Source organism: Macrococcus equipercicus (genome assembly GCF_004359525.2).
Classification (GTDB): Bacteria; Bacillota; Bacilli; order Staphylococcales; family Staphylococcaceae; genus Macrococcus; species Macrococcus equipercicus.
The window spans coordinates 13,400-40,100 of sequence record NZ_SCWC02000005.1; the positions used below are offsets into that span (position 1 = coordinate 13,400).

Below are 26,701 nucleotides of genomic sequence, written 5' to 3' on the forward strand. Positions count from 1 at the left end.
GTACGCTTTGTGCAGTTTCTTTTCTATGGAGGTTAGCATGAAATATTTGTATGTATGCATATTTGCATTTATAGGCGGCGCACTGCGCTATGAGATAAGCATGCTGGTCGACATCGGCGGGACATTAGCCGTTAATCTCGCTGGTGCCTTTATTCTCGGGCTGCTGTCTGTTAAGTTGATGGCGCTGGATCAGAATTTAAGGACCGGCATTACAGCGGGATTTGTCGGCAGTTTCACAACGTTTTCGACGTTCAGCAAGGAAAGTATTGAACTGCTGCAGACAACTGTCTGGTCAGGAATAGGATACATCGCTGTAACTATTATCTTTGGAGTGCTGCTGGCCTATGCCGGCATGAAAGTCGGGGAGGTGACGCAATGATCACAGTAGGTATCGGAGCTATGATCGGTGCGTGTATCCGTGTATTTCTAAGTCAGTATAACGGCAAGTTTCCGTGGATGACTCTACTGGTTAACACTATAGGCTCACTGCTGCTCGGTATATTCGTAAGTACTGATCATTACTTGTTCCTCGGAACCGGGATGATGGGCGGTCTGACGACATTCTCGACATTTTCAGTGGAAACAGTCACGTTACTGCGCACTCATTTGATGACAGGAGTGCTGTATATCGTATCATCCATCACATTGCCACTGTCTTGTTTTCTTATAGGGACGCAGTTTTAATATATTATTGCAAGTTTTTATAGTTTGAAGGCCACTTCTTCAGTATTTCTGCTGATTTTTTGTAATTTTGGCCTTCAGGAGGCGTTTGAAGGCCACTTCTTTAATATTTCGACTGGTTTTCTAGTAATTTTGGCCTTCAGGAGGCGTTTGAAGGCCACTTTTTTAATATTTCGACTGGTTTTCTAGTAATTTTGGCCTTCAGGAGGTGTTTGAAGGCCACTTCTTCAGTATTTCGACTGTTTTCTAGTAATTTTGGCCTTCAAGCCAAAAAAATAAAAAAAGAAAAGACAAACCCATTCTGAAATGAGTTTGTCTACAGTCTGAGGCCCTCTCTATAGAAGGGCCTTTAGTGATTAACATGGCTGTATTATGCGCCTGTGAATTCAGCTGGGTCCGGACCGATTCGACGGTCCTCGTTCAACTGTTCAATCTCGTATAAATCTTCCTGGGATAACTGGAAATCAAAGACGTTCAAGTTTTCTTCAATACGGGCAGGTGTCACAGATTTCGGAATGACGACGACATCGTTCTCGATATTCCAGCGGATAACGACCTGCGCCGGTGTCTTACCGTGTTTCTCAGCGATGTTACTGATGACCTCGTTCGTCAATATTTCACCGTTCATTAATGGAGACCATGATTCCATGACGATCTGTTTGCCCGCTAAATAGTCGCGTAACTGCTTCTGGTCAAAGTAAGGATGGAATTCCACCTGGTTGATAGCCGGTTTGACGGCAGCCTGTGCCAGCAGTGCTTCCATATGTTCAACGCTAAAGTTGCTGACGCCGATGTTTCTTACTTTGCCTTCGTTGTACAGCTGCTCCAGCGCTTTCCATGTATCGATGAACTTCGCTGTATCTGTTCCCGGCCAGTGGATTAAATATAAATCTAAATAATCAAGCCCGAGTCGCTCAAGTGATGCTTCATACGCTTGGATTGCCGTATCAAAGCCGAAATCATCCAGCCAGATTTTAGATGTGACAAACAGTTCGCTGCGATCGATTCCAGCTGCTTCAAGGCCGAGGCGGATTCCTTCGCCGACTGACTGCTCGTTCTTATAGATCATTGCTGTATCGATGCTTCTATATCCTGAAATAATCGCATGTTTCACCGCATCCACTGCTTCCTGTCCTTCCTGCACTCTGAAGACTCCTAGTCCTACTTGCGGCATAGTATTACCATTATGAAATGTTACTGTTGTTTCCATGTGTCGACACCCCTTTGATTAGTTATCATTCTATACCCTGACTCCCACTAAAAAAACCGACCTGCCGGCCGGTTAATGTTATGGATTTAAATGTTCGATTCTATCGCGGATCTCTTCCAGTTCGTCTACTGAGTACTGGAAGCGGCCGTGGAAGACATATTTCTCGAAGAAGAGCTCAAGTTCTTCTTCACCGATGACTACTTTCACTTTCTTATCCCGCGAGTAGTTGTTCATCGTTCCGGCATCGTGACCTTCTTTATTGAAATATGCGATAGAAGTCACTGGATATTTCAGCTGGAATGTCTCCTCCACTAATTCTGCGCGGCGTTTCAAATCTTCAATATTGTCTCTTAACGAACGGAAATAAACTGTGTTCTTCTCATCGTCCCGTTCCATCACCAAAGTCTGTTCAATATAAGGATCAATATCAAGCAGGCTGAAGACATGTTCAAACATCGGCTCAGCCGAAAACTGTGTCTGATCGACGCCGTGATAAATATGACCTTTCCAGTAATGAGAATCGAGAATGTAAATACCTGTTCTTGTCAGCACGATATGCGCGATTTTCTCTGTGCGCTTCAAGTCACGGCCCGGTATGAAAATGTTGGCAAGTACATGCATGTCTTCTGGTCTGATACGCTCATTTCTCACGAGACGTTCTTTCAGCTGAATCAGCGTCATATCTGTTAAATATTCGCCGCCGTCTTTTGACAGATGTTTTAAACTATCAATCTGCAGTGCCTGCTTTGAGACAGTTTCGTCGTATGATTGTTTCTGCTGCGCAAAAGCTTTATCCTGCTCCAGCCGTTCTTTCTCAGCTTTATCCTGCAGTTCAGCTGACAGCTTCTGCTTTTCGTCGGCATGCTGTTCAGCAAGTCGGTTCTGTTCACGTTTCGCTCTAGTCTGTGCGACCAGCCATAGTATAAGGAACAACAGTGCCAGTGCACCGAGTGCAATCATAATGTAATGAAGCGGTGTTAGTTCAGTCATGTAATTCTCCTTTATGTATATAGATTCCTTCATATTATAAGCAAAATTTACGTTTACTTCAGTAAATTTAACGTATTTCCACATGATAAATTTTTTTAATGGAATATTTACACTTTTTAAAATAATTTATCCTATATTTATAATCACTTCATATGTTTAAGAGATAATGACTTTAGCCCTGCACATAGGGACATCATCCTCAGGAGGTTTAAAATTGAAAAATTTAAAACAATTTTTACTAGTCGGTTCATTTGCTTCAGCTTTATTGTTAGGTGCCTGCAGTAACGACAGTTCTTCAGACAAATCTTCTGAAGATACTTCTACTGAAGAGACAACTGAAGACGCTACAACAGAAGAAGAGACAACCGAGGACACTACAACTGAAGAGATGACAACTGAGGAAGAAACAACAGAGGATACAACTACTGAAGACACAACTACTGAAGCGGCATAATAAGAGCCCCCATTATAAATGGGGGCTTCATGCTGTTATTTAGTAAGTGCCGCTTTCAAGCTGTCCACTTTGTCTGTTTTCTCCCAAGGAAGATCGATATCTGTACGGCCGAAGTGTCCGTATGCTGCTGTCTGTTTGTAGATTGGACGGCGCAGGTCAAGCATTTTGATGATGCCTGCCGGGCGTAAGTCGAATGTGCTGCGTACTGCTTCCACTAATTCCACTTCAGAGTAGTCACTTGTACCGAATGTATCGACAGCGATAGATACAGGATGTGCAACACCGATTGCATAAGCAAGCTGTACTTCTGCTTTATCAGCAAGTCCTGCTGCAACAATGTTCTTCGCAACGTAACGTGCAGCGTAGGCGCCTGAACGGTCTACTTTCGTTGCATCTTTACCAGAGAACGCACCGCCGCCGTGACGTGCATAACCGCCATAAGTATCTACGATGATTTTACGGCCGGTAAGACCTGCATCCCCTTGTGGTCCACCGATAACGAAGCGGCCTGTCGGGTTGATGAAGTATTTTGTCTCATCATCAATTAATTCAGCTGGTACGACTGGTTTGATGACATATTCTTTAATGTCTGCCTGGATCTGCTCCAGTTCGATTTTCTCGTGGTGCTGAGAAGAGATGACGATAGTGTCGATACGCTTTGGTTTGTTGTTTTCGTCGTATTCAACAGTGACTTGTGTTTTACCGTCAGGACGCAGGTAGTCTAAAGTGCCGTTTTTACGGACTTCTGTTAAACGGCGTGCCAGCTCATGTGATAATGAGATTGGTAATGGCATTAAGCTTGCTGTTTCATTACATGCATAACCGAACATCAAGCCCTGGTCTCCTGCACCGATTGATTCGATATCTGAATCAGAGAGTTCTTCTCTGTCTTCAAGCGCACGGTCAACCCCCTGCGCAATATCAGGTGACTGCTCATCGATTGCAGTAAGGACTGCCATCGTCTGGAAGTCATAACCGAATTTCGCACGTGTATAACCGATTTCCTTAACTGTTTCACGCACGACTTTAGGAATATCTACATAAGTAGAAGTAGTGATCTCTCCTGCGATCAATGCCATACCTGTTGTCACAGACGTTTCACAGGCAACACGTGCTTTAGGATCTCCTTTTAAGATTTCGTCAAGAATTGCATCAGAAATCTGGTCTGCAATTTTATCTGGATGTCCTTCTGTTACTGATTCAGAAGTAAATAACTTACGATCTGCCAATTTAATTTCTCCTTTTATATAAAGTGATTTACGGTTTATCCATAGAGAAAAGCCTTCTCCACAATTAAGAGAGAAGGCCCTGAATCATACAAGTCCATTCACTCTTATCGTTCAGAATTAATCTGCAGACGGTTTGGCACCTTGTTTCCCGAAAGAATAGGTTGCTGGGCTTCGTAGGGTCCATGTCCCTCCACCACTCTGGATAAGAGAATCCGCAAGTAAGATAATACTAAACTATTTGTTAAACGTCAATAAATTATTGTTATCCAAAATTTTCTGTCTTTAAATTCACTTGTAACTATCGTTTCAATAGTATAGACTATTAAGTCTCTTATGTTATACTATTTGATGAAACTGCTTACATTGCAGAAAATATTACTGGGGGATTATAACATGAACGATACGTCGACGTATAAAGAAAGTCTGGATCAATTACTTACAAAACCTTCTACTTTAAAGCAGCTGTCACGCACACAGCTCATTCAGGAAATACTGAACAATGGTGAAGGTGTTCTTACAGACTCAGGAGCCGTAAGAACAGAAACAGGGAAATATACGGGTCGTTCGCCTAAAGATAAATTTATCGTCAGAGAAGCAGAGACAGAAGACAAGATCGACTGGAATGCGATCAACCAGCCTATCGAAGAAGACGTCTTCTTAAAACTGCTTAATAAAGTGACTGACTACTTAAAATCAAAAGACAAAGTTTATGTCTTTAACGGTTATGCCGGCGCAGACGCTGCGACTCAGCTGAAACTTTCCGTCATCAACGAAATGGCATGGCATAACTTGTTCGCCCGCACGATGTTCATCCGTCCTGAAACGACAGAGGAAGGTCTGAATATCACACCGGACTTCACTATCGTCTCTGCCCCGCACTTCAAGGCAGACCCTGAAGTCGATGGTACAAAATCAGAGACATTCATCATGACAAGCTTCAAACATAAAATCATCTTAATCGGTGGTACGGAGTATGCCGGTGAAATGAAAAAAGGTATTTTCGGTGTCATGAACTACTACTTACCGGATAATGACGTCATGAGCATGCACTGTTCAGCGAACGTCGGTGAAAATAAGGACGTTGCTTTATTCTTCGGTCTGTCAGGCACAGGTAAGACGACTTTATCTGCTGACCCGCAGCGTAAACTGATCGGTGACGATGAGCACGGCTGGAATGACAACGGCGTCTTCAACATTGAAGGCGGCTGCTATGCGAAGACAATCGACCTGACACGCGAAAAAGAGCCGCAGATCTATGATGCCATCCGTTACGGTGCGATTCTGGAAAACGTCAAAGTCGATGAAGAAGGCTTCCCGAACTATGAAGATAAATCACTGACTGAAAATACACGTGCAGCATATCCGATTGACAATATTGATAACATCATACTGCCTTCTATTGCGGGTCATGCGAAAACAATCATCTTCCTGACAGCTGATGCATTCGGGGTGCTTCCTCCAATCGCTAAGCTGACGAAAGATCAGGCAATGTATCACTTCTTAAGCGGATTCACATCAAAGCTTGCTGGAACTGAACGCGGTGTCACAAGCCCGCAGCCGGTATTCTCGACATGCTTCGGTTCACCGTTCCTGCCGATGCACGCGACGGTTTATGCGAACAAGTTAGGCGAACTGATCGACAAACATAACGTCGATGTCTACCTGGTCAACACAGGCTGGACAGGCGGAGAATATGGTGTCGGCTCACGTATGAACTTGACGCATACACGTTCTATGGTCCGCCGTGCTATCAGCGGCGCACTGAAAGAAGTGGAATACAGAACAGACGATATTTTCGGACTTCATATTCCTGCTCATGTGCCGGGCGTACCGACTAACTTATTGATGCCGCGCGAAGCATGGGTATCTGATGATGCTTATGACGAGAAAGCGAAAGAACTTGCTGTCATGTTCAAAGAGAACTTCAAGAAGTTCGGCGAACGCTCTGCAGCAATCGAAGCACAGGGCGGCTTCACTTATAAAGGTGAATAAATCGAAATTAAATAAGCTCCCATTCAAGCAGTCGCTTGAATGGGAGCTTATTTTTTATCTTGTATAATCGTTTCTTCTGCCGTTTAAGTAGGCAAAGACAAGACCGACGAAAATACCGCCGCCGATATAGTTGCCGATAAAGGCAAACACTAAGTTTTTAAGAACATCGAGCCATGATAAGGCATCGATATTATAGTACATCATTCCGGCAAAGAGACCCGCATTGTAGACAACGTGCTCAAAAGCCATAAAGACGAAGATAACAACACCAAGTGCAATGAAGAATGCTTTAGCCAGCGCTTCTTTACATTGAATCGCCAGGAAAATCCCCATGTTGATGAAGAAGTTGGCAAAAATCCCTTTGATCATAATTGCCAGCCATGTCGATTCCACGGTTTTTGATGCTACGGATTTAGTGAGAGCTCCCACCATCTCCGGTGTCATGACATTAGTGCCTTTCATCAGGCCGAATAAAATAAAACCTCCGATAATGTTGCCGATGAAGCACAGCAGAAATATTTTAGCTGCTTTACTCAGTGAGATTGTTCTGTAATACAGACCGACCGTAAAAAACATGAAGTTACTCGTCAATAGTTCGGCTTTAGTCAGCACAATCATGACGAGAGCGATACTGAATGCAGCAGCCCCCATTAAGTTGATGACGCCGTGATTGACACCGTCAAACTGCGTTTTAATGGCAAGCATAAACACTGTCATAATGGCGAGTAAGACACCTGCCATTATTGACTTCAGCATAAAGCGTCCTAGACTTCTGTCTGCTGACGTTTCTTTCGTTGCGACTTGATTGAGAATATCGTGGATATTGTCGATATTTGTGAACGTATCCTCAACTGTTTTTACTGGTATTTTATTTTCCATACCTTTCTTCCCCTCTGTTAAAATATATGAATACATAGAACACCTTTTATAATACCCTGTTATCAGCTGATACAACAGCTAAAAATGAATTTTTATCCGTCTTCGACTGCCGTCATCCACTCTTGAATCTTCTTCAGCGTCTCGCGTTCTTTCGGCGGCGTGAACACATGACCTTCGCCTTCCACAATGTGCATCTCGTACGGCACACCGAGCGACTCCAGCCGCTGCTGTAATATATAGGCATGCTGAATACCGACCTGGACGTCGCTCGTGCCGTGGATGATCATGACCGGTGGACTCATCTCAGTCACATGCTGATAGCCGTTGCGCCGGTCATAGGCCTCTTTGTCGACGGCGGGCCTGCCGATGAGCCGCTTCATCATGCCGCGTAAATCATGCCGTTCCTCAAACATCAGGTAAATATCTGTGACGCCGCTATGGCAGATGAATGACGCCGCCCCGACGTCCTGATATGTCAATAACCCCTGTATCCCGCCCCGCGAAAACCCGATCAGATGGATCGGCACGTCTCCGTAATTTTCTCTCAGCAGACGCACGAGCGACCGCACATCTTCCAAATCTGCACCGCCGAACTCGTCTTTCCCGTTGTCACTTCTAGTCCCTCTGTAATAAGGCGCAGCGACAAGTGTATGAGGGCCGGCAAACTGCATGAGCCGGACCGGTCTCACTTGACCGACCCCGCCTTTCCCGCCCCGCAGATAAATGACGATGCGTCTCACATCTGCCGCTTCAAGGAGCAGCGCCGAAACAACAAATTCATCTGAATAATAATCCACTTCAACCAGCTGTCTGCTTAAATACCAGGCAGCGACCGGTCGTTCTGCCAGCCACATCAAATCACCTCCGACACAATGTAATTAATGCAGTCATCATCAAGCAGCCTGCTGCGCAGCGCTCTTTCCACTTCGTCAAGCCTGTCAACAATGACCGGCCCGTAAGTCTCGTAGTAATGGTCACGCGGCTCAAACGATGAGATGACTGCCGTGAATACATCTTTCGTAAACGGTGTGTCTGCATGCACTGTATAAGTTGTGATATATTTCAGTGATGACGTGCGCCCGCCTGTTTCCTCAAATAATTCGCGTCCTGCGGCCTCTATGGTTGATTCATGCGCTTCCCGCTTGCCGCCCGGAAATTCAATGCCGCGCTCTTTCTGATGGGTCAGTACGAACCGGCCCTGATACGTCGCTATGACCAGCACATGGTCATGGACCGGTTTATCGCGCTGCAGCACTACTCTGCATCCCAACTGATCGATAAATTCCATAAGCTATCCCCGTTCACATCTCTATGATAAAATCAGACTATAAAAACAAAAGAGGTTATCATGAAGAAAATTGTTTATATCATTACTATATTATCATTAATTACCGGCGCATGTAGCAAAGAGTCACCAGCGCCCAGGACAAAAGACGAAACATTCAGTCAGATGCAGCAGTCCATCAAAGCGATAGCCAGCTTGAGCAGTGAAAGTGAAAATAAGACGACCGTTATATATAATAAGTTCACGACACAGTTCACACAGAAAACTAACAGCCAGACAAATACAGCAGACCAGTTCAATCTGAGAGTCAAAGCAGCCAGCAACAACATGCACTACCCCGTTAAATCCTATAAAGCCGACTTGAAGAACGGCGTACTGCAGGCCGACCCGAAACCTGACTATATTACTTATCAGGCGCGGCATGCAGATACAAAGTACATCGAATCCACTATCGCTGACATCTTCAATCTGAAGCACCTGCTGCAAGACGTCATTAAGCCTGAAGCTGATCACATGACAGTCAACAAAGACAGCATGCATTACGAAGGACACGGAGCAGTCATGACAGCACTGTTTGAATACGGTCTCGCTTCCTCCAGCTTGAATCAAGTGGAAAGCCTCGCTGACATTCAGGACTTGAAAGTGAAATCCGGCAGTTATACAGTGGACTACTCGCCTGTCAATGTATATCCTAAGACGCTGACATTCGATGTAGAGATGACTGGCACGATAGACGAGGAACCGGTTCATATTCATATGAAGCAGACAACGAATTACTATGATTTCAATAAGACTAAAGTTAAAGACCTGATAAAATAGGAGGCTGCTATGAAACGTGTACTATTATCTTTAATCCGGTTTTACAGAAGCTATATCTCGCCGATGACACCGCCGACATGCCGATTTTATCCGACGTGCTCTGAATATGGATTAGAAGCGATTGAAACACATGGTGCGCTGAAAGGCGGCATGCTGACAGCAGCGCGCATCAGTAAATGTCATCCGTTCCATGAAGGCGGCTTTGACCCCGTGCCACCAAAAAAAGACTAAACGTCAAAAGCGTTTAGTCTTTTTTATATTGCGGTCTACTCTTATATTTCAATACGGCTGAGCCTTGATTCATCGACTGCCGGAAAACTCATCGTCATCATTCCTGCTGTAATCTCTTCGTTCCAGTCTGCATAATCGGCATTGAAATAATAGCCCCGCGGTGTAATGTCAGGTATGGTCCCCATCTGTTCGGCAAGCGCTGCGGTGAAGTATTTGCTCAGCCCGAACTCATACATCCCGCCGATGATGATTGTTTTGTCAGGCATTGCCTCTTTCAGCATCATGACGGGATAGCCGCCGCCGAGTCGTGAGTACTTCGCTATGATGATGTCGACGCCCACTGCAGTATACTTCAGAATAGTTTCGATGCTGTCTGCTGATTCATCAATCGCAAGCGGCAGATGGCTGTACCGCTGATACAACGCGATATCGCTGAACGGCTCTTCAATGTAATCGATGCCGTACAGCAGGCAGTCTTCTATGACGGGCATGTCTGCTTCAGTGAGGCTGCCGTTTGCGTCAATACAGATCTTGATATCGGGATAGCTTCTGCGGATGCTGCTCACTGTCGTCACAATATCAGTCGTCCATTTGACCTTCACCCGGTTGCTCATGTGATCAGGGATAGCACTGTGGACCGTGTAACCTAACGGCACTGTGACCGGCGGACAGCCATGAAAATACTGCCAGCCGATGTAATCGAACAGCGCTATCGCATGCGGCGTCTCTTTGAATCGATAAAGTGCATGACCGAGCTCTGTATAGTCTGTAAATGTCTTATCCTGCAGTGCAGCAAATATTGCCCGGACAGCTGACGCCGTACTGTCTATTGTTTCATAATGGTACCACGGCGCTGCAAAAGCATTGCTCTCTGCATAACAGCTCGTACCGTCGACGTCAAGCGAGATGACCAGCACTTCGCGTTCAGCCATCTGGACTTTCACCGTCTCGACCGGCTGATGAAACGGCGCCTTGTAACGGAATAGTTTTAAGTTACTGAATTTCATTCAGCAGCCACTCTCTGACGCGGTGTCTTGAGATCTTACCGTTACTTGTCCGTGCAATATGTGCCCGCTTCATCATCACTGGGTGCTTGTACTTGGCGATGCTCCCGGCGATCACCTGCCTGATCTCATCATCCATATTTTCCGGTGCCTCGTAAACAAGCGCCGGCCGCTGCCCCCACTTGTCATCTTCAATGGGAACGACGGCACATGCGCTGATGGCAGGAAGTGCGAGAACGACCTGCTCAATCTCGCTCGGATAAATATTCTCGCCGCCTGAAATAATCAAGTCACGTCTCCGGTCAAGGACATACAAGCAGCCGTTAGTAATACGGCCGACGTCTCCGGTCATAAAGAAGCCGTCTGTAAATGATGTCGCATTCGCCTGCTGCGGGTAAAGATAACCATTCATCACGTTATCGCCCTTGACAAGAATTTCACCGGCACCGTTCAGCGGTGCCGCTACTTTAATGTCCGGTGTCACCCGGCCGACGCTGTTCGGATATTTTGCGATATCTTCAGGCGTTGCCGTAATAAACTGGGAGCAAGTCTCAGTCATGCCGAATGATGTATAGATCGGCAGTTCACGTTCCAGACTCTTCTCAAGCGTCCGTTCATCCATCTTAGCGCCGCCGATCAGCAGGCCCTGCAACTGGTGACGCTCGAGGCCTGCATCAAGCAGCCACTCAAGTGTCTGCGGCACAAGCGAAATATGTGTGATGTTCTGGTCCTTAATGCTCGCTAATACGTTGACGGCATCGAACTTTTCAAACAGTACTATCGTGAAGCCTTCTATAGCGCTTCTCAGCAGTATGCTGAATGCTGAAATATGATATAACGGCAGACAGAGCAGCCATCTTGAATCTTCGTCATAAGGAAAGGACTGCCTGCAGCGCTTGGCACTGGCATAATGATTCCTGAATGTCTGCGGCACTGCTTTTTGGACGCCTGTTGTGCCTGATGTGAACATAATGGACAGTATATCGTCCTCTTCAAACGTTGTCATCGTCTCCGTGTCTTCATCAGCATCAAGGAGTAACGATTCCGGAGAGATTGAATGAATAGCTGTATATTGTCTGTCAGTAATCAGTACTTCCACTTGAATGGACGACAGCTGCTGCATCACTTCGCTCTCAGTCAAATGCGTATTGACCGTCACGACTTCACGGCCGGCGAGAATTAAGCCGTGCATGATAATGACTGAAGATAATTGATTGTGAGGCTGAACCGCAATGCGCTGCGGCAAGTTCAGGGCAGCGATATGCCCGCTGACTTTCTGTGCCCGGCTGTAGAGCTTGCCGAATGTCAGTTCCAGCCCGCCGGTTATCAATGCGATTCGCTCTGGATTGTTCATTGCTTGTGTATATAACCAGTGATTCATCGTTAGCTGCTCCTTATTAAAAGACGCGCCTTCCGTGCAGAAAGCGCGCTGTTCAAGTTATTTATTCTTAAGGGAATTTAGGGAACTGGTCGAAGTCCGGCTGGCGTTTTTCCTTGAATGCATCGCGGCCTTCTTTCGCCTCGTCAGATGTGTAATAAAGAAGTGTTGCATCTCCTGCGAACTGCTGCAGACCTGCAAGACCATCTGTATCTGCGTTCATCGCAGCTTTTAAGAAGCGCAGCGCTGTCGGTGAATGCTGAAGAATCTCTTTACACCATTTCACTGTCTCATCTTCAATGTCAGCGAGTGGTACAACTGTGTTGACGAGTCCCATGTCCAGTGCTTCCTGCGCATTATATTGACGGCATAAGTACCAGATTTCACGTGCTTTCTTATGACCGACAATACGTGCCAGGTAGCCTGAGCCGTAACCTGCATCGAATGAGCCGACTTTCGGACCTGTCTGTCCGAAGCGCGCGTTATCAGCAGCAATCGTCAAGTCACAGACGACGTGCAGGACGTGGCCGCCACCGATTGCATAGCCGCGGACCATCGCGATGACCGGCTTAGGAATGACACGGATTAAACGTTGAAGATCCAGCACGTTCAGACGTGGAATATTATCGTCACCGACATAACCGCCGTGACCGCGGACTTTCTGGTCTCCTCCTGAACAGAATGCCATATCGCCTTCGCCTGTTAAGATAATAGCACCGATACGCTGGTCGTCACGGGCACGTGAGAAGGCATCAATCATCTCCATCACCGTGTTCGGTGTGAATGCATTACGAACATGTGGACGGTTGATTGTGATCTTACCGATCCCTTCAAAGTATTCGTATTTTATTTCTTTATATTCTTTGACTGTTTCCCATACTCTAGACATGGTTAGCCTCCTTAATGAATTCTATTACTATTGTATCAAAAATCTCTGGATGTTCCACATGAATTGTATGCCCTGCAGGCAATTTAATATGCCGGCTGCAGGGCAGCAGACGATGCATCCGGCTGTTTAGCTGCTCGAATTTACTGTCTTTTGTCCCCGTCAGCAGCAGCACCGGCTGCGTGTAATCAGCAAGACGATGCCAGACAGACGGCTGTGACCCTGTGCCGTAATCGATCAGTGCCTTATTCAGACCTGCTGGATGCTGACGTCTTCTCATCGCATCAAGCTGTGCCGCCGCTTCATCCGATAGCGGTTTATCGGTCTCAAAGAGCGGCAGTGCTGCCCAGTATGTCACAAAGCTGTCGAAGTCGTGCATGATGCGCTTCCCGCGTTCAGCATCGATGATTCGTCTTTCTGCGCGGCGAGCGGCATTGTCAAGCCCAGGTGAAGCACTCTCAAGTATAAGACCGTCAACATGATGATTGAGTGCATAATAAAGGGCGATTCTGCCGCCCATCGAATAGCCGTACATAAACACCCGCTCATAGTGCAGCGTATCAACGATTGCTTTAATCTCAGAGATAATCCAGTCAAACGTCCATTCCTGGTCATCTTCGAGACTGCTGCCATGGCCCGGCAGATCGATCGCCAGAACGTCGAGCTCAGCCATTCTGTTCACTGCTTCATCAAACGCCCGATGGTCTCCCATAAACCCGTGCAGCATGATGAGCAGCGTCTTACCGGGCCGTGTTGTTAAGCGATAGTTCAGCATAGACCGCTTCCCTTACTCTCTCTGTCAGTTCTTCGTGCGCGGTGACGTTGTCCTGTCTGTTCGTCATGACTTCTATAATATGCGCACCAAATGACGGCAGCTGGATCTTATCGTATATTTCGTGGCGCTGATAATTAAAGCCGTATAATTTTGCCGTATGCTCAAAGTCAAGGTCAAGCGGCGTGCCGTACAGCCGTTCAAAGAGCAGCTCTTCTTCTTTCTGCGGCAAGTAGCTGAATATACCACCGCCGTTGTTGTTCATGACTATGATGCGGATATCAATGTCTTCCAGCTTCCTCATAATCAGCCCGTTCATATCATGGAAGAATGAAATATCACCGATGACGAGCGTGACTTTCTTATGGACTGCCATGCCCATCGCCGTAGAGACGACACCGTCAATACCGTTAGCTCCGCGGTTGCAGTATGGTCTCGCAGCCCCGTCGATAAAGAATGTGTCACAGTCTCTGATCGGCATGCTGTTGCCGAGGAAAATCACGTCATCTTCTTTCAGCTGGCGGGCCAGACGGGCAAAGATCGTCCCTTCATCGTTGACGGAATGAATATGCTGACCGATGACATTGACTACTACTGCATTCAGATGGGCAAACAGTTCAAACCAGCCGCGGTTGATGACCGGGCTTTCTTCCGCCAGCTGTCTGAAGCAGTCATTCGCTGTCATCTCAAGATGAATGTCAGGCACGACTGGAAATGTATCAGGCTGCAGCGTGTTCTGCACAAGAATCTGCGGCGACTTGACCGCAGCCAGCCATTGGTTGACCGCTTTCGAGACAACCGGCTTACCGACACGGATGATATAGCCGGGGTTAAAGTTCTTGTAAACTTTGAACAGTGTATCCCCGGTTGATAAAATGTACGGCGAATCCTGGTGACGCAGATGGCTCAGTGGATCAGCGAACACAGGCAGCTGATGTATCGCTGCAAATAACAGCAGCTGCGATAAATCCACGTTCTGACAGTCGCCGACGATAATCATTCCGCTGCCGCGCTTCATCAGTTGTCTGACCGGTTCGAGGTCGACCGTCTTCTGATAAGTCAACGGACTTTTCGGTTCGACGGTGAGAAGTTCTGTCGCTGATAAATCCGGAACGAGCGGCTCACGAAACGGCATATTGAAATGCACCGGGCCGGATTCAGGACCGGAGAAGAAACGCGACGCCTGCAGCAGCACAGCATCCACAAAATTATGCGGTGACTGGAAGTCATCCGCGAGCGGGAAATCCACTTCATAGTTGACGAAATTCGTGAACATCCGCACTTGATTAATAGCTTGAGGTGCACCGACATTGCGCAGTTCATGCGGTCTGTCACTTGTTATGACGACAAGCGGCAGCCTGCTGATGAAAGCTTCTGACACTGCCGGCATGTAATTGCTCGCTGCTGTACCCGACGTACAGATGACAGCGACAGGTCTTTTCGTCGCTTTGATCAGGCCGAGCGCAAAAAAAGCTGCACTGCGTTCATCCGGATGAATATAAGTCGTCATCTTTGGGTGCACTTCACACGCCATCGCAAGCGGTGTCGAACGGGAGCCCGGTGAGATAACGACTTCATGCACGCCGTAATCATAGAGTCCTTTTATTGTTTTGAAAACTTGTTTTGTAAGCTGTTCATTTTTCACACTGACACCCCTAACAGTTGCAGCATAGGCTTAAATTTAATTTCTGTTTCATGCAGTTCTTCTTCCGGTCGGCTGTCCTGTACAATGCCGCATCCTGCATACAGCACTGCCTCATCGCCGTGCAGCACCATCGAGCGGATCGCTACGATGAACTCACCGTCCATATTCGCATCGATATACCCGAGCGGTGCGCCGTAAAATCCTCTGTTCCCTTCAGCCTGCTGAATGAAAGCAGCAGCAGCAGCCTTTGGAAAGCCGCCGAGAGCAGGTGTCGGATGCATCGCTTGAGTGAGTGTCAGTACATCACTCTCATCGATAGTGCCTGTGATCGGTGTATACAGATGATAGAAATAACGGTTGGCAAGTATACCGGGAGCAGCAGGAATGTTCAGTTCAGAAGAATAAGGCTCAAGGTCCTCTTCAATGCTGCTGACGACGATTTGATGCTCTTTTAAGTTTTTCTCATCTTGCAGCAGCAGCGACTCAGCGTTTTCAAGTCGACTGCTCATCGTCCCCGCGATGGCATTCGTGCTGAGTTTCTGAGCGGTCACTTTGACGAGCTGTTCCGGTGTCTTTGAGACGTAAGTACGGTCGTTGTTCTCCAGCAGCACAAAGTAGCTGAACTCCTGGTCATGAAAGCCGCGTCTGATTAATGCACTGTTATCAATTGCAGCGGCCAATCTGACTTTTTTGCGTCGTGACAGCACAACTTTTGTCAGCTGCCCCGCTGCCATCGCGTCCACTGCCTGACTGACATTGGCAAGAAATAGTTCAGCGTCTACATTTCGCTGGTCAATGACTTCCGGCAGTTCAGCAGCAGGAACGCTGTCATCCAGTTTCGCCAGGAATGCTGCTATTTCGTCTTCATCCATATTAGTGAACGACAAATAATAGCAGCCGGACTTAAACAGCACTTGAATCTTCGGCCAGATGAAATGACTGTGACCGAATCCTGCAAAGTCCTCATTAGTCCCTTCATCAAACTGAAAGCCGCCGAACAGCCGGATCAAGTTCGGCGTGATGCCCGTCACTGTGCATGTGCTGAGCATCTTCAAAAACACCTGATTGACATAGCTCGGCGAACGGTGATTGACGTTGATCAGTTTCTCTGCACCGAGACCAAGCAGCCATTCATCTTTTTCTTTCGTCATAAAGAAATAGCGGGAGCCCGCATATTCTTGATATATATTGAATAACTGGTGCGGCAGAAGCTCTTTGTCCCACTGCACCTGATATATGTTTCTTCTGGATGTATAATCCTCCATCATTCCACTTTCAGCTTCTTTCACTTCACTTTTATAGTCCTATATAGTTTACCACTTTTTCCGTAAAAGTGGACATCCTGGCTCTCGTACATTGACTACTATTTCAAATAAGAATAAAATACAATCTGTAAATGAACGAATAGGAGATTATACATGTCAGAACATTTAGCAACGCACACTGGATTTAAAAAATATTATCATCTCATGCGCCCGCACACACTGACTGCAGCATTTGTCCCTGTGCTTGTCGGGACAGCTGCTGCCCGCTACTTCGGACCTGTCCGTTTCGATCTGCTCATCGTCATGCTGATTGCATGTCTATTGATTCAAGCAGCAACGAATATGTTCAATGAATATTTTGATTACAAACGTGGTCTTGATGACCATACGTCTGTCGGTATCGGCGGTGCCATTGTCAGAAACGGCATGTCGCCGCAGTCCGTCTATAACTTAGCGGTAGCTTTCTACATCGTCGCAGCTATTCTCGGCCTTTATATATGTGCCAGCTCATCATGGTGGATACTGCTGGTCGGCATGGTCTGCATGGCAGTCGGCTACCTTTATACCGGCGGCCCGTTCCCGATTTCATGGACGCCGTTCGGTGAACTATTCGCCGGCTTCTTCATGGGATTTGTCATCATTATGATCACATTCTACATTCATACAGGGCATACACACTGGTATCCTGCGCTGATGAGCATCCCAGTATCGATCAATATCGGCATGATCAATATGGCTAATAACATCCGCGACCGTGTCAAAGATAAAGCAAGCGGCCGTAAAACGTTTGTCATTCTCGTCGGGAAACGCATTGCTATTATTACGATGGCGATATTGTACTTCATCAGCTTCGCTGTCATTCTTTACATCACTTTCGCAAAACCATACGGCTCGCTCTTCCTGCTGCTTGTGCTGCTGAGTGCCAACCTGCCGATCAAAGCAGTCAACAGGTTCTTCAAAGGAGACAAGCCGCTTGAACTGATGCCGGCGATGAAAGTGACCGGACAGTTCAACACATTGTTCGGCTTCCTGCTCGCTATCGGCTTATATATATCTGCAGTGCTGGCCATCTAAAATCAAAAGAGTGATGGATTCCAGTCTTCGTTTGAAGATCGGAATCCATCACTCTTTTTTGCTGCCTCTATTTATTTAGACGTATTTAAAATATTCCTGTACGCGCGCCGCCACTTCTTCAGCATCTTCCGGCGTCACTTCTCCCGCTACACCTGAGCGGTTCAAGTCCACTGTATAAGAATGTGCATCATATGAAATGATGACTTGAGTGCCTTCTGCACGCACAGAGTTAGGTTTAATTTCCGCCACTTTATCATCTTCGTAATTCTCGCGGTAATCAGAACCGAACTGTCCTGCTTTCAGTTCCGCGTACTGTACTAGTTTGTCAATGTTTGCCATGATGATACCCCTTTGTCATTATAGTTTGTGTGATGACGTTTTCATTTTAATAAATTCGACGATTTCAGGCAAGTCTTCACGTTTCAGGCTTCTGATTGTATAATTTTTCAGCGCTAAGTTTTTACGCTTAACTTTCAGGAATAATGCACCGTACTGTTCATCTTTATTGTTCTTATCCTGACGATTGAAGTCGATTGCAGCTATTCTGCTGTATTTAATTCGGTTGAAATGCACAAGCTTTGTCTTTACCTTGCCATGGGCAAGAATAAGACGGTCATCAAGCAGAATAATGACGCCGCGCTGGTTTAAGTTCAATTCACTATATGACGCATAGTGAACAAGCTCTTTATTCTGAATTTCGGCGCAGTATACTTTCAATAGTTTAATGAAAAAACGTCGGTCAGACTTCTTTACATTTTTAAACAATTTAGAAAACTTTTTATACTTCACTGGATAACTCATTTCTTCCAGCGCTGCTCTGAAAGATGGTTTCTTCTTTGCCATACTAACCTCTTTTATCCGTTTTATTGAATGCTGATGCATTATTACTGCAAGTAACAAAATCGTACAAATTTTCTGAGGACTTTTCAACCCTTAAATGCAAAAAAAGACTGACCCAAAGTTTTATTATCCCTTTGAAAACAGTCTTCTTGATTAACGGAGGGCAAGGGATTCAACGAAATTAAAACTAACGGCGTCCTTATGCGATTTTCCCTCTTTAAAAACGTCGATTTGTGGATAATTGTGGACGTTTTTTTCAGCTCAAAAATTCGTTTAAATAGGAGAATTTATTATACTTCGATTATACAGACGAAAGTTGCTCTCTATTGAGCAATCTTCGTCTTTTTTTATTAATCATAATATCTCATATATTATAATCTAATGGTAGATTTATTTATAAATATGTTTAAGGAGATTAATATGAAGCTAGTGATTGATATTGATAATGATGTGCTGAAACATCTGAATGACTACTGCATTATTCACGACACTGACATATCGACTTACCTAACCGATAAAGTTATCGAAGAAATGATTGATCCATATCTCAATATGCAAGAAATCAAAAAGAGTCAAGCCGCTTACGATTCGTTTGTTAATCTGTTGAATCTGCATATCCATCGTGAACTGGCACGATTAAGTGATAAGTATCTGAATCATCCGGCAGACACGCAGGAACAGCTGGTAAACAGGCGTATGCTCGAAGTAATCAGACACATCTACATTGATGCATCAAATACCAGGATAAAAACGATGAAGCTATATAATATATTCCGCGCTAAAAAGAATGTCAGATATAGACAGGAGAAAGCCACCTGATTAGGTGGCCTTCTTTTTATTGAGCATCAAATTTATAAGTGCTATCGTTAAAGTTTTCTTCGAGCAATGTCAGAACTTCATCTGTGTCATTCGCTTGCTCAACGTCCAGAATCAGGTCCTCGAAGTCCAGGTCGTAGTCAGTCGACATGTTATTGAGTATTTCAACTGTCCATTCAATAATGTCCTCTTTGTAGCCTGTCTTCGTTTCCTTGACGTCTCCTTCTTCAACAAAAGCGACAGTCGCTTCTTCCTCAAAAGTCTGATAGTAGGCTTCTGATGTGCTTTCTTCAATCGCCTCTTTATATTGATCTTCTGTCCAATTGCTGCGATCCGCGTTTTCGTACTGCTCATCAATGATGTTGCCATAGCCGTATTTTTCTTCGATGTTACTAAATAAATCGTAATAACCTTTTCCCTCCGCTGAAAAGTGTTTGCGCCCGTCTGTCGTTTTACCTGTCCATCTGATGTTTTTCATGTTTAATTCCTCCCAGTATTTTTGTAGTTTTTTACAAGTGTCAAATGTTAAGTTGCCGAGTTTTCTTTCACCTAATCTAATGCGCTGTATTGCTGAGGCGCTAACTCCTGTTTCAGTTGCGATTTTATTTGCGGCTATGTCACTATTGATTAACTGCTGTAGATCCTGTTCTGATACTTTAGTCATAACTTATTCCCCCTGATGCTTTCAGTATGTCTTGCTGTTGAATATAATATACCATGCCATATGTCATGGTGTCAATAATAATTATGACATATGGCATGATAATTTAAAAATTATTTTAAGAGCCTTTGTGTATCAGTGTTTTCAGGCAAATAAAAAAGACCTGTAGTTGAACAGGTCTAAATTTTCTCATTCATCTTTAGCATTTCAATCATCAGTTCTGTTACTTTGATAGTCTGCACGCGCTCCTGGTTAACGTCTTTCATCTGATCCACATCATCAGTGTCATAAAAGTAATCAATCACTGACGCATAGGATTTGCGGCCAACGACAATCGTTTCACCACGTTCCACTTTAATCTGGCCATCCGCAATAACTAGACCTTCTTTTACATCAGCATGCAGCTCATGTATTAAGTCGTTGTAATCATAACTCAACTTCATCCCATCACCCCTATTTAATTATACAAAAAAAGCCGCCTATCTCTATATGAAATGAGCGACTTATAAACTGTTATTAATGATATTAAAGGTTAAAGCGGATGTACCTTACCACCATCCCGCTAATTTAGCTATTACACCAAGTATTGCTACTCCGAGGCTAGTACCACTTATTGACCACCCTATGATAGTATTGCGATCAGTCTTTCTTTCCTTACGCATATTCTCTTTCATTGAAGAAAAGTCATCTTTTTGCTGCAATTTTAGTTCATTGAACTGTTGTTGCTGGGTAGTTCTAAATTCATTGAACTGCTGCTGCTGATTTATTATAGATTCACTGTTCTGCTTCTGTTGTTCTAATTGGATGTTTTTAAAACCATTTTCAATTGAAGCAGTGATACTTGAAGACAGAGATTGAAATTTTTGTTCTTGAAGCGTCTCATGATTTTTAAATTTATCATCAATATAACTTCTTATATCCATTTCTAACTTCATAATATCAACTCCTTCATTTGAACTATTAATTTCATTATACCCATAAATCAACTTATCAGCACTATTATTGATGCTGTTTAAATAAAAATTGCTTGAACTAGAATTAAAAGTGGCATCAGATTCTTCCAACATTTCATTTGGTTGAAACTTTGGATTATCGGAGATCATATGTATGTCAGCACTCATTTATGATTCCACTTTCTCAACATGAAGTAAAATTTTTAATTCACTATCTGCAATCTTTAGAGAAATATAATGTATACCAGCTTCTTTAAATTCAATGTTAGAAAGAAATATAGTAGAATACATATCACCTAATACAGGTTTATTAGCATCTTCAGGTTCAAGATCGAATGAAATAGAACCGCTACTAATAATATCTTTAGTACATTCATGTCCTATTTCAATATTTAACTCATGCCTTTTATGTTCAAGTTCAATAAGTCCAAAAGCCAGTTGAAATGAGTAATTATTAGGTAAATTTTTAAGTTGTATCGTTGTAAAGGGTTCATTTAAAGCTATACTTCCATTAGAACCATTAATTGCACCTTTAGCAACAGCACCCCATGCTACTCTAGCCATCACTTACACCTCTCTTCAATAGTTAAAGTAAATATAACTTAAAAATTTAGATTAAGATAGAAAGAACATATATTCGTATTAAATGTAAAAAGCCGCCTACTCAAAAGAGATAGACGGCTTTGACTTTTATTAGGTTATTATTTAAACACTTTACTCACTTGCAATCTATCTAACCAGATCCAGTCGTTGCTGCCCTGTCCTGTTAAATCTCCTGTGTAGATACGCCCCCATCCGTCGTGCTGCTCAAAGATATAGACTACGTCGCCAGGATTGAGCGAGTAGCCGGCCTTTGAATCCCAGTTAAATCCTGTTGCTCTGCTGCCTTTACGTTTACGCACCTCTGCACCCCAGCTGTCGATGGTACCCATCACATAGGCCTCGTTTGACCGACCACGATTGACATCAGGTTTAAATGTTGGTGGCAGTACTTTAGCCTTAACTTTTTGAGCTGCTCTTTTAACAGTCGCTGCTGCCTTTTTAATGACTGATTGATTGTATAATGGCCGGATAAACCACTGCGGATTGTCATAAGCATGCACACGCTTTGTCGCCATCTCCCAGCCTGTGCCGCCACGCTTCGGACCCTCTGTCCAGCCGCCGTTTAACCAGTTCTGCTCGACGACCACAATCTGGTTAAAGTCGGCACTTGAAACGACTGCGACGTGACCAAAGCCATTGCCTAGCTGACTGCCCCATACTACAATGTCACCAGGCTCAGCAATAAAGTCGGCGTCATTTTTATAGACAGTCGCAAGGCCGGTAAAGTCGTTGCTAAACGGGATGTCTTTTGCCCCCTCACCATGCAAAGTACCGCCTGTTACAAAATTATAAAAAGCGTTCGCATAGTCAAAACATTGAAATCCATAATAACCGTCAAAATCATACTTGCGTCCGATGGATTGAGTGATCCAGTCTAAAGCCTCTTGTCTAGTTTTCATTTATTATTTCCTCCCTATATTAAAATGACAGCCTTATTGGCTGTCCTTTGTGTTATCTACTTTGACTTGTGACTGATCAGTTACTTCCTGTTGTCCTTTTATGATTACTTCCATGTCCGGGTCTGTCGGTCCGACTTTCTCTTGATTAAAACGACTGTCTCTCCAAGCTCCTTTAATATCAAAAGATTTAAGAGACGCATACAAAGTCGTCAGAAAAGTGATAATAAGGTATGGATTCGAAAAGAATGTCGTAATCAGTAGATGCAGACGAGGCCAGCTGTTTAAATCAGCCAGTGATGTATTTGTCATGGCCATAACCGGCATAAAGGCAGAGAGTATAATTGGCACGTAAATCCATAAGTTCTTGAGCTTTGCTACAACGTTGTTTCCTGCAATCATTTTCAATGTGTTTCCTCCTTCATTTGTTCAAAGTGTTTAATAGCTCGCCGCTGCTGCTTGAGTTTCCTTTTCTCCTCAGACACTGTGATGATTTTATACATATTAATCACTGTGCCGATAACCAGAATAAGCGCGTATGCTAAACCGACTGTCGGATAATTGGTAAGGAATGTGGCTGCATTACATACAATGTAAACAAATCCATATAGATTAACGATGAATCTGTACAAGTCCCACTCTATAAATAGCATCGTGAAATAGAGAACAAGCACGATGACTGATGCAATCACTACATTCTCCTCACTGCCGAACAGCTGCTTATAACTTGTATAGATGTCCAAATCGCCGCGTGAATCGAACATGTCAGGCGATATGATTAATGTGATAGCTGTGATGAATGCAAAAAGCGACATCGCAGCCTCATGAAAATTAGGTCTCTTCATACAGTTTTCTCCCTTCTTTTTGTACTACCATTTAATGATTCCTACTCTGGCCATAATTAAATTGACAATAGCCAAAATGATGGCACCGAGGGCAATCCTCAATGCCCATTTTCGCCATTCCGATTCAGCTTCGATGTGCTTCAGTACGCTCTTCAGTTCCTTGTCGTCAATGATATCCTTGTCCTGCAAGGCTCTTACTAACCCTTCCAGTTTTTTAATGGCATCTGCCTGATCGCTCTGTGTGTTATATAGCGTCATCAAGATGGTATACAGCAGTTCATCTTTGACTCTCTCTATCAATCCTTTCATCCCAATAAACCGCCCTCTTTTTTATTTAGTTATAATAAAAACCCCTCACAACGTAAGAGGTTTGATATTAAAAATTGTTAGCTACAATATCAATCTTTTGCTTGATATCTATATCACTTTGACTCTTCATATATCAATGCGGACGTCCCCTCATTTAGCATGATCTGATCCATCGTTACAACGAGACTCGTTGGCGTTGCATACTTATAGATAAATGCTTGCTGATATGACTGCAGTGCAGCACCTGAAGCTGACTTACCACAGCTTGTAGCAGTCGCAGAATCGTAACCCCACCGTCCGTATGAATCTGTTTTAAATGTGACGGTAACTGTCCGTGGTGCTGATGATGCCATGACCGCTGTCGAGTTTGCAAGATAGTATGCTTCAGTGTCAGGTGTTGCTGTGAGCTGATAAGAAAGTGTATATAACGTGCTTTTTTGCAGCCCTTTAAACAGCATGTAAATATACCTTTCATTATTTGCTGTGTTAGCGCCATCATAACTTGCGTTGCGGAACACAATTTTGTCCTTGCCGATTGTCCAATTCGTTGTCGAGATGCCAGACTGAACATTGTTCCAGTTAAGTTCAAGGCGTGTGTTCAGCGCTTTACTTGCCGTCACGCCAGCAGCCGTATTAGACGTGGTATAAGCCGTATTACTCATTAAACCAAGTGAATTGGATGACGTGCCTGTCTGTTCAGCCAAACGTCTTAAAGTATATTCCAGAGTCCTTGTGTAACTATACTGCATTAATGATTCAGACCCATTGTTATGCACCATATACTGTTTAGTGCCTGTCTTAAATTGATGAGAACCTTTAACTTTAAACCGTTCGAACTCCGAATGATAATCGCCCGAACCGAAGCCGACAGAGATAGGAGTATTTTTTTGGTTGATTAATACGCAGTCAATCAATACACCTCCCCAGATGTCAAAACTGTTAATAGCACTGTTAGCCGTGATGACGTTGGTTACGTTGTTGAGTAAAAATTTGCGTTTATGCTTTAACCTAAATAAACAATCAGTACACATTAAATCTTTGAGTACACCGTTGTGTAACCCATACTCGCCTGACGGGATATCGTTGAGGATAGACGAATCGCCTAAATAATCGTTCATGTAAAAGTCGCAGCCTTCAATTTGACCACCTGAAATAGTGCTGAATACATTAGCTGCTGCGCCTGTTAATACGCCTGCACTATTCACATTATCAGCGGCATACATCACGATTCTCGATAGCTTCCCCGCAGCCGTTTTGCCTCGTAATTCGACACCCTCCAATGTCACGCCCTGCGCTGTCATGAGTATGATCGGATAGTCTCCCGGGTGGTCTGAAGGTGTCTCAATCAAGATGTTCTTGATGAACACGTTCTTAGTCAGCAATGTTGATGTGACAGATAAACCTGAACACGCATTGTTACGCATAATAATATTAGTCAGGGTGGAATTACCATTATACAAATGTGTCTTCCACGCTGTATTAGTCGTATTGTCGTTGCTGATTGGTGATTGATGCGGTTCTAAATCAATCCCGCCCGCAGGATTAAATGTCATCCAGATGCCCTCTGTCGTCTGATTCATGCCGTTATTTTCGGCGATAATATTATTAAAGCTGTTATTGGCATAACCTAAACCACTAATCCCGAGCCTGCCGTTACCATTAACCGTAATATTGTTTAATATGCCATTTGTCGATTTAACTGCTGTGCTTGTGCCATAGTCAAGATAAAAGCCATCTGCAATACCATCAACCTGCTGATTGCATGAGGTCACATTTTCGATGACAAAGTTATTGCATCCTTTCAATAAAACACCGTGTCCGCGTCCTGTTTCTAAACCGTGACCGTCTGTCCAGCGCGGATTGTCAAATTTTTTAGAGGTAAATCCAGTCTGTAATTTTGTCTTATAATTCTCGCCGTCCACGATGAGATTCCGAAGGGTAAAGTAAGCCGCTTTTTCAAATAAGAAAGGAATGACTGGCTCTTCTTTCGAATACCACAATCGGGCAGATTCATTGTGAAACGAAGCAGATCGTGTATAGCCGTCCAACGGCATATTGACGACTTTCGCACCGTTGAAGTCCAGCGTGAAACCAGACCCTTTAATTCTAATGTGGTCTGCACTACCTGCTTCAGGAACACCATCAACATTTTTTATCGTGACATACCTGTTAATTCGGTAGACAGCTTTTCTGATGGTGCCGTTGTCATTGTAAAACGGCAAGAATCTGATGTTCGCCCCGCTGTTGTTATTAATATAGTTCGCCATGCGTTGAAACGCTGCATAATTATCAGTCACACCGTCTCCGACAAAGCCGAACTCTTTGTTTGCATTAGTAGTTAATACTTTAATGTCATAAAGCGCATCAAAATTTATGTTATACAATACAATCCATTTCTTTCCGTCAAATACATATACTTTATTTTCAGCGATTACGCCTCGTACTTCTTTAAGTTCTGCGGGGGTTGGTAATTCGCCAAATGTTTGTTTCGGCTCTTTAAGTTTAAACTCATTCTGAGTCAGCCACTGTGCTGTCGCTTCCTTGTCCACATACTCCTGTGTATTCGCAGAGATAAACGTCTTGACTGACTGGTCCAGTTCTGCAAGTGCCTGATCTCTTGTCAGGCTGTTGATGACCCTCAGCTCTGCTTCATCATGCGTGATCGAGACAAATACTTCAAAGTTGCCGTCACTCGGAAACTTGACGCCGGCATTTGTGGTTACTTCCAGTGTGTGTGTATGCGCCTTAAGGTCGTTTTTAACCTTAAACGATAGCATGCCGTTTGTAATCTGTTCCGTGCTTTTCTGTCTAATCTCATTGTCCACCATATCAAGCAGCGTGACCGTGCATGATGTCGTCAGTGTGTTCAGAAGACTACCGTCTGGTCCGCAGAGTAATAACTCGATGGGCGATGTATTGTCTGACTGTTTAATCGTGACATAGTTATGGTAGTAGTTCTTTGTCTTGATACTATTAATGTCCAT

Annotated in this window: 31 protein-coding genes and 1 riboswitch; of the genes, 8 read left to right on the forward strand and 23 right to left on the reverse strand. The window is 44.4% G+C overall.

Annotated elements, in window-relative coordinates; genetic code table 11:
* Nucleotides 1-37: 37 nt before the first annotated feature.
* The gene (locus ERX35_RS07650; protein WP_170234578.1) at nt 38-379 is read left to right on the forward strand and encodes a fluoride efflux transporter FluC; all 342 of its coding nucleotides are present in this window, start codon (nt 38-40) and stop codon (nt 377-379) included.
* Complete coding sequence (locus tag ERX35_RS07655) at nt 376-684, forward strand: fluoride efflux transporter FluC (RefSeq protein WP_149459340.1); 309 nt, start codon at nt 376-378, stop codon at nt 682-684. The genes ERX35_RS07650 and ERX35_RS07655 overlap by 4 nt, the downstream gene beginning before the upstream one ends.
* A gap of 367 nt (nt 685-1,051) precedes the next feature.
* Here the strand turns inward: ERX35_RS07655 and ERX35_RS07660 are convergent, their stop codons facing one another.
* The gene (locus ERX35_RS07660; protein WP_149459341.1) at nt 1,052-1,891 is read right to left on the reverse strand and encodes an aldo/keto reductase; all 840 of its coding nucleotides are present in this window, start codon (nt 1,889-1,891) and stop codon (nt 1,052-1,054) included.
* A gap of 78 nt (nt 1,892-1,969) precedes the next feature.
* Complete coding sequence (locus ERX35_RS07665) at nt 1,970-2,881, reverse strand: nuclease-related domain-containing protein (RefSeq protein ID WP_170234579.1); 912 nt, start codon at nt 2,879-2,881, stop codon at nt 1,970-1,972.
* 214 nt (nt 2,882-3,095) lie between these two features.
* Here ERX35_RS07665 and ERX35_RS07670 point away from each other — a divergent pair, with 214 nt between their 5' ends.
* On the forward strand, nt 3,096-3,335 hold the full coding sequence (locus ERX35_RS07670) for a hypothetical protein (protein WP_149459343.1): 240 nt from the start codon (nt 3,096-3,098) through the stop codon (nt 3,333-3,335).
* Nucleotides 3,336-3,370: 35 nt separating this feature from the next.
* Here the strand turns inward: ERX35_RS07670 and metK are convergent, their stop codons facing one another.
* Nucleotides 3,371-4,564: a methionine adenosyltransferase gene (metK, locus tag ERX35_RS07675; protein ID WP_149459344.1), complete on the reverse strand. Its 1,194-nt coding sequence runs from the start codon at nt 4,562-4,564 to the stop codon at nt 3,371-3,373.
* Nucleotides 4,565-4,665: 101 nt separating this feature from the next.
* Nucleotides 4,666-4,773, reverse strand: a riboswitch (SAM riboswitch).
* A gap of 184 nt (nt 4,774-4,957) precedes the next feature.
* Between metK and pckA the strand changes: the two genes are divergently transcribed.
* Entirely contained in the window at nt 4,958-6,556 is a 1,599-nt protein-coding gene (gene pckA, locus ERX35_RS07680; RefSeq protein WP_149459345.1) for a phosphoenolpyruvate carboxykinase (ATP), read from the forward strand.
* A 54-nt stretch (nt 6,557-6,610) separates the two neighbouring features.
* On the opposite strand, the gene ERX35_RS07685 is transcribed toward pckA, so the two are convergent.
* The 3 genes from ERX35_RS07685 to ERX35_RS07695 all read right to left on the reverse strand — a co-directional run bounded on the left by ERX35_RS07685 (nt 6,611) and on the right by ERX35_RS07695 (nt 8,723).
* On the reverse strand, nt 6,611-7,435 hold the full coding sequence (locus ERX35_RS07685; protein WP_149459346.1) for a formate/nitrite transporter family protein: 825 nt from the start codon (nt 7,433-7,435) through the stop codon (nt 6,611-6,613).
* A gap of 92 nt (nt 7,436-7,527) precedes the next feature.
* A complete protein-coding gene (locus ERX35_RS07690) occupies nt 7,528-8,289 on the reverse strand; it encodes an alpha/beta hydrolase family protein (RefSeq protein WP_149459347.1) in 762 nt (253 codons plus the stop codon).
* The gene (locus ERX35_RS07695; RefSeq protein ID WP_149459348.1) at nt 8,289-8,723 is read right to left on the reverse strand and encodes an NUDIX domain-containing protein; all 435 of its coding nucleotides are present in this window, start codon (nt 8,721-8,723) and stop codon (nt 8,289-8,291) included. The genes ERX35_RS07690 and ERX35_RS07695 overlap by 1 nt, the downstream gene beginning before the upstream one ends.
* Nucleotides 8,724-8,783: 60 nt before the next feature.
* Between ERX35_RS07695 and ERX35_RS07700 the strand changes: the two genes are divergently transcribed.
* On the forward strand, nt 8,784-9,539 hold the full coding sequence (locus ERX35_RS07700) for a hypothetical protein (protein WP_149459349.1): 756 nt from the start codon (nt 8,784-8,786) through the stop codon (nt 9,537-9,539).
* A 9-nt stretch (nt 9,540-9,548) separates the two neighbouring features.
* Nucleotides 9,549-9,770: a membrane protein insertion efficiency factor YidD gene (gene yidD / locus ERX35_RS07705; protein ID WP_149459350.1), complete on the forward strand. Its 222-nt coding sequence runs from the start codon at nt 9,549-9,551 to the stop codon at nt 9,768-9,770.
* A gap of 41 nt (nt 9,771-9,811) precedes the next feature.
* Here the strand turns inward: yidD and ERX35_RS07710 are convergent, their stop codons facing one another.
* The 6 genes from ERX35_RS07710 to ERX35_RS07735 all read right to left on the reverse strand — a co-directional run bounded on the left by ERX35_RS07710 (nt 9,812) and on the right by ERX35_RS07735 (nt 16,684).
* Nucleotides 9,812-10,777 carry an enolase C-terminal domain-like protein gene (locus ERX35_RS07710; protein WP_149459351.1) on the reverse strand — a complete coding sequence of 322 codons (966 nt, stop codon included), beginning with the start codon at nt 10,775-10,777 and terminating at the stop codon, nt 9,812-9,814.
* The gene (menE, locus tag ERX35_RS07715) at nt 10,764-12,155 is read right to left on the reverse strand and encodes an o-succinylbenzoate--CoA ligase (protein ID WP_149459352.1); all 1,392 of its coding nucleotides are present in this window, start codon (nt 12,153-12,155) and stop codon (nt 10,764-10,766) included. The genes ERX35_RS07710 and menE overlap by 14 nt, the downstream gene beginning before the upstream one ends.
* A 67-nt stretch (nt 12,156-12,222) precedes the next feature.
* Complete coding sequence (gene menB / locus ERX35_RS07720) at nt 12,223-13,041, reverse strand: 1,4-dihydroxy-2-naphthoyl-CoA synthase (RefSeq protein WP_149459353.1); 819 nt, start codon at nt 13,039-13,041, stop codon at nt 12,223-12,225.
* Nucleotides 13,034-13,813, reverse strand: coding sequence for a 2-succinyl-6-hydroxy-2,4-cyclohexadiene-1-carboxylate synthase (menH, locus tag ERX35_RS07725; RefSeq protein WP_149459354.1), 780 nt, complete (start codon nt 13,811-13,813; stop codon nt 13,034-13,036). The genes menB and menH overlap by 8 nt, the downstream gene beginning before the upstream one ends.
* Entirely contained in the window at nt 13,779-15,455 is a 1,677-nt protein-coding gene (menD, locus tag ERX35_RS07730; RefSeq protein ID WP_149459355.1) for a 2-succinyl-5-enolpyruvyl-6-hydroxy-3-cyclohexene-1-carboxylic-acid synthase, read from the reverse strand. The genes menH and menD overlap by 35 nt, the downstream gene beginning before the upstream one ends.
* Complete coding sequence (locus tag ERX35_RS07735) at nt 15,452-16,684, reverse strand: isochorismate synthase (protein WP_170234580.1); 1,233 nt, start codon at nt 16,682-16,684, stop codon at nt 15,452-15,454. Before ERX35_RS07735 ends, menD begins: the two co-directional genes overlap by 4 nt.
* 189 nt (nt 16,685-16,873) lie before the next feature.
* On the opposite strand from ERX35_RS07735, the gene ERX35_RS07740 reads away from it, so the two are divergent.
* Nucleotides 16,874-17,794 carry a 1,4-dihydroxy-2-naphthoate polyprenyltransferase gene (locus tag ERX35_RS07740; protein WP_149459357.1) on the forward strand — a complete coding sequence of 307 codons (921 nt, stop codon included), beginning with the start codon at nt 16,874-16,876 and terminating at the stop codon, nt 17,792-17,794.
* Between the two features lie 75 nt (nt 17,795-17,869).
* Here the strand turns inward: ERX35_RS07740 and ERX35_RS07745 are convergent, their stop codons facing one another.
* Nucleotides 17,870-18,133, reverse strand: a complete 264-nt coding sequence (locus ERX35_RS07745) for a hypothetical protein (protein ID WP_149459358.1) — start codon at nt 18,131-18,133, stop codon at nt 17,870-17,872.
* Nucleotides 18,134-18,151: 18 nt separating this feature from the next.
* On the reverse strand, nt 18,152-18,637 hold the full coding sequence (locus ERX35_RS07750) for a PH domain-containing protein (protein ID WP_170234581.1): 486 nt from the start codon (nt 18,635-18,637) through the stop codon (nt 18,152-18,154).
* 417 nt (nt 18,638-19,054) lie between these two features.
* Between ERX35_RS07750 and ERX35_RS07755 the strand changes: the two genes are divergently transcribed.
* Nucleotides 19,055-19,453 carry a hypothetical protein gene (locus ERX35_RS07755; RefSeq protein WP_149459360.1) on the forward strand — a complete coding sequence of 133 codons (399 nt, stop codon included), beginning with the start codon at nt 19,055-19,057 and terminating at the stop codon, nt 19,451-19,453.
* A 16-nt stretch (nt 19,454-19,469) separates the two neighbouring features.
* Here ERX35_RS07755 and ERX35_RS07760 read toward each other — a convergent pair whose 3' ends face one another.
* The 9 genes from ERX35_RS07760 to ERX35_RS07800 all read right to left on the reverse strand — a co-directional run bounded on the left by ERX35_RS07760 (nt 19,470) and on the right by ERX35_RS07800 (nt 26,701).
* Nucleotides 19,470-20,114, reverse strand: a complete 645-nt coding sequence (locus tag ERX35_RS07760; protein WP_149459361.1) for a hypothetical protein — start codon at nt 20,112-20,114, stop codon at nt 19,470-19,472.
* Nucleotides 20,115-20,290: 176 nt separating this feature from the next.
* Nucleotides 20,291-20,554, reverse strand: a complete 264-nt coding sequence (locus ERX35_RS07765) for a hypothetical protein (protein WP_149459362.1) — start codon at nt 20,552-20,554, stop codon at nt 20,291-20,293.
* A gap of 105 nt (nt 20,555-20,659) precedes the next feature.
* Nucleotides 20,660-21,232 carry a hypothetical protein gene (locus ERX35_RS07770; RefSeq protein ID WP_149459363.1) on the reverse strand — a complete coding sequence of 191 codons (573 nt, stop codon included), beginning with the start codon at nt 21,230-21,232 and terminating at the stop codon, nt 20,660-20,662.
* Complete coding sequence (locus ERX35_RS07775) at nt 21,233-21,628, reverse strand: DUF6941 family protein (RefSeq protein ID WP_149459364.1); 396 nt, start codon at nt 21,626-21,628, stop codon at nt 21,233-21,235. It abuts the gene before it with no gap.
* Nucleotides 21,629-21,765: 137 nt separating this feature from the next.
* Nucleotides 21,766-22,566 (reverse strand): CHAP domain-containing protein, encoded by an 801-nt coding sequence (locus tag ERX35_RS07780; protein ID WP_149459365.1) that lies wholly within the window; start codon nt 22,564-22,566, stop codon nt 21,766-21,768.
* 33 nt (nt 22,567-22,599) lie between these two features.
* Complete coding sequence (locus ERX35_RS07785; RefSeq protein ID WP_149459366.1) at nt 22,600-22,971, reverse strand: hypothetical protein; 372 nt, start codon at nt 22,969-22,971, stop codon at nt 22,600-22,602.
* The gene (locus ERX35_RS07790) at nt 22,968-23,408 is read right to left on the reverse strand and encodes a hypothetical protein (RefSeq protein ID WP_149459367.1); all 441 of its coding nucleotides are present in this window, start codon (nt 23,406-23,408) and stop codon (nt 22,968-22,970) included. Before ERX35_RS07790 ends, ERX35_RS07785 begins: the two co-directional genes overlap by 4 nt.
* 24 nt (nt 23,409-23,432) lie before the next feature.
* On the reverse strand, nt 23,433-23,717 hold the full coding sequence (locus ERX35_RS07795; RefSeq protein WP_149459368.1) for a hypothetical protein: 285 nt from the start codon (nt 23,715-23,717) through the stop codon (nt 23,433-23,435).
* Between the two features lie 113 nt (nt 23,718-23,830).
* Nucleotides 23,831-26,701, reverse strand: a complete 2,871-nt coding sequence (locus ERX35_RS07800; RefSeq protein WP_149459369.1) for a hypothetical protein — start codon at nt 26,699-26,701, stop codon at nt 23,831-23,833.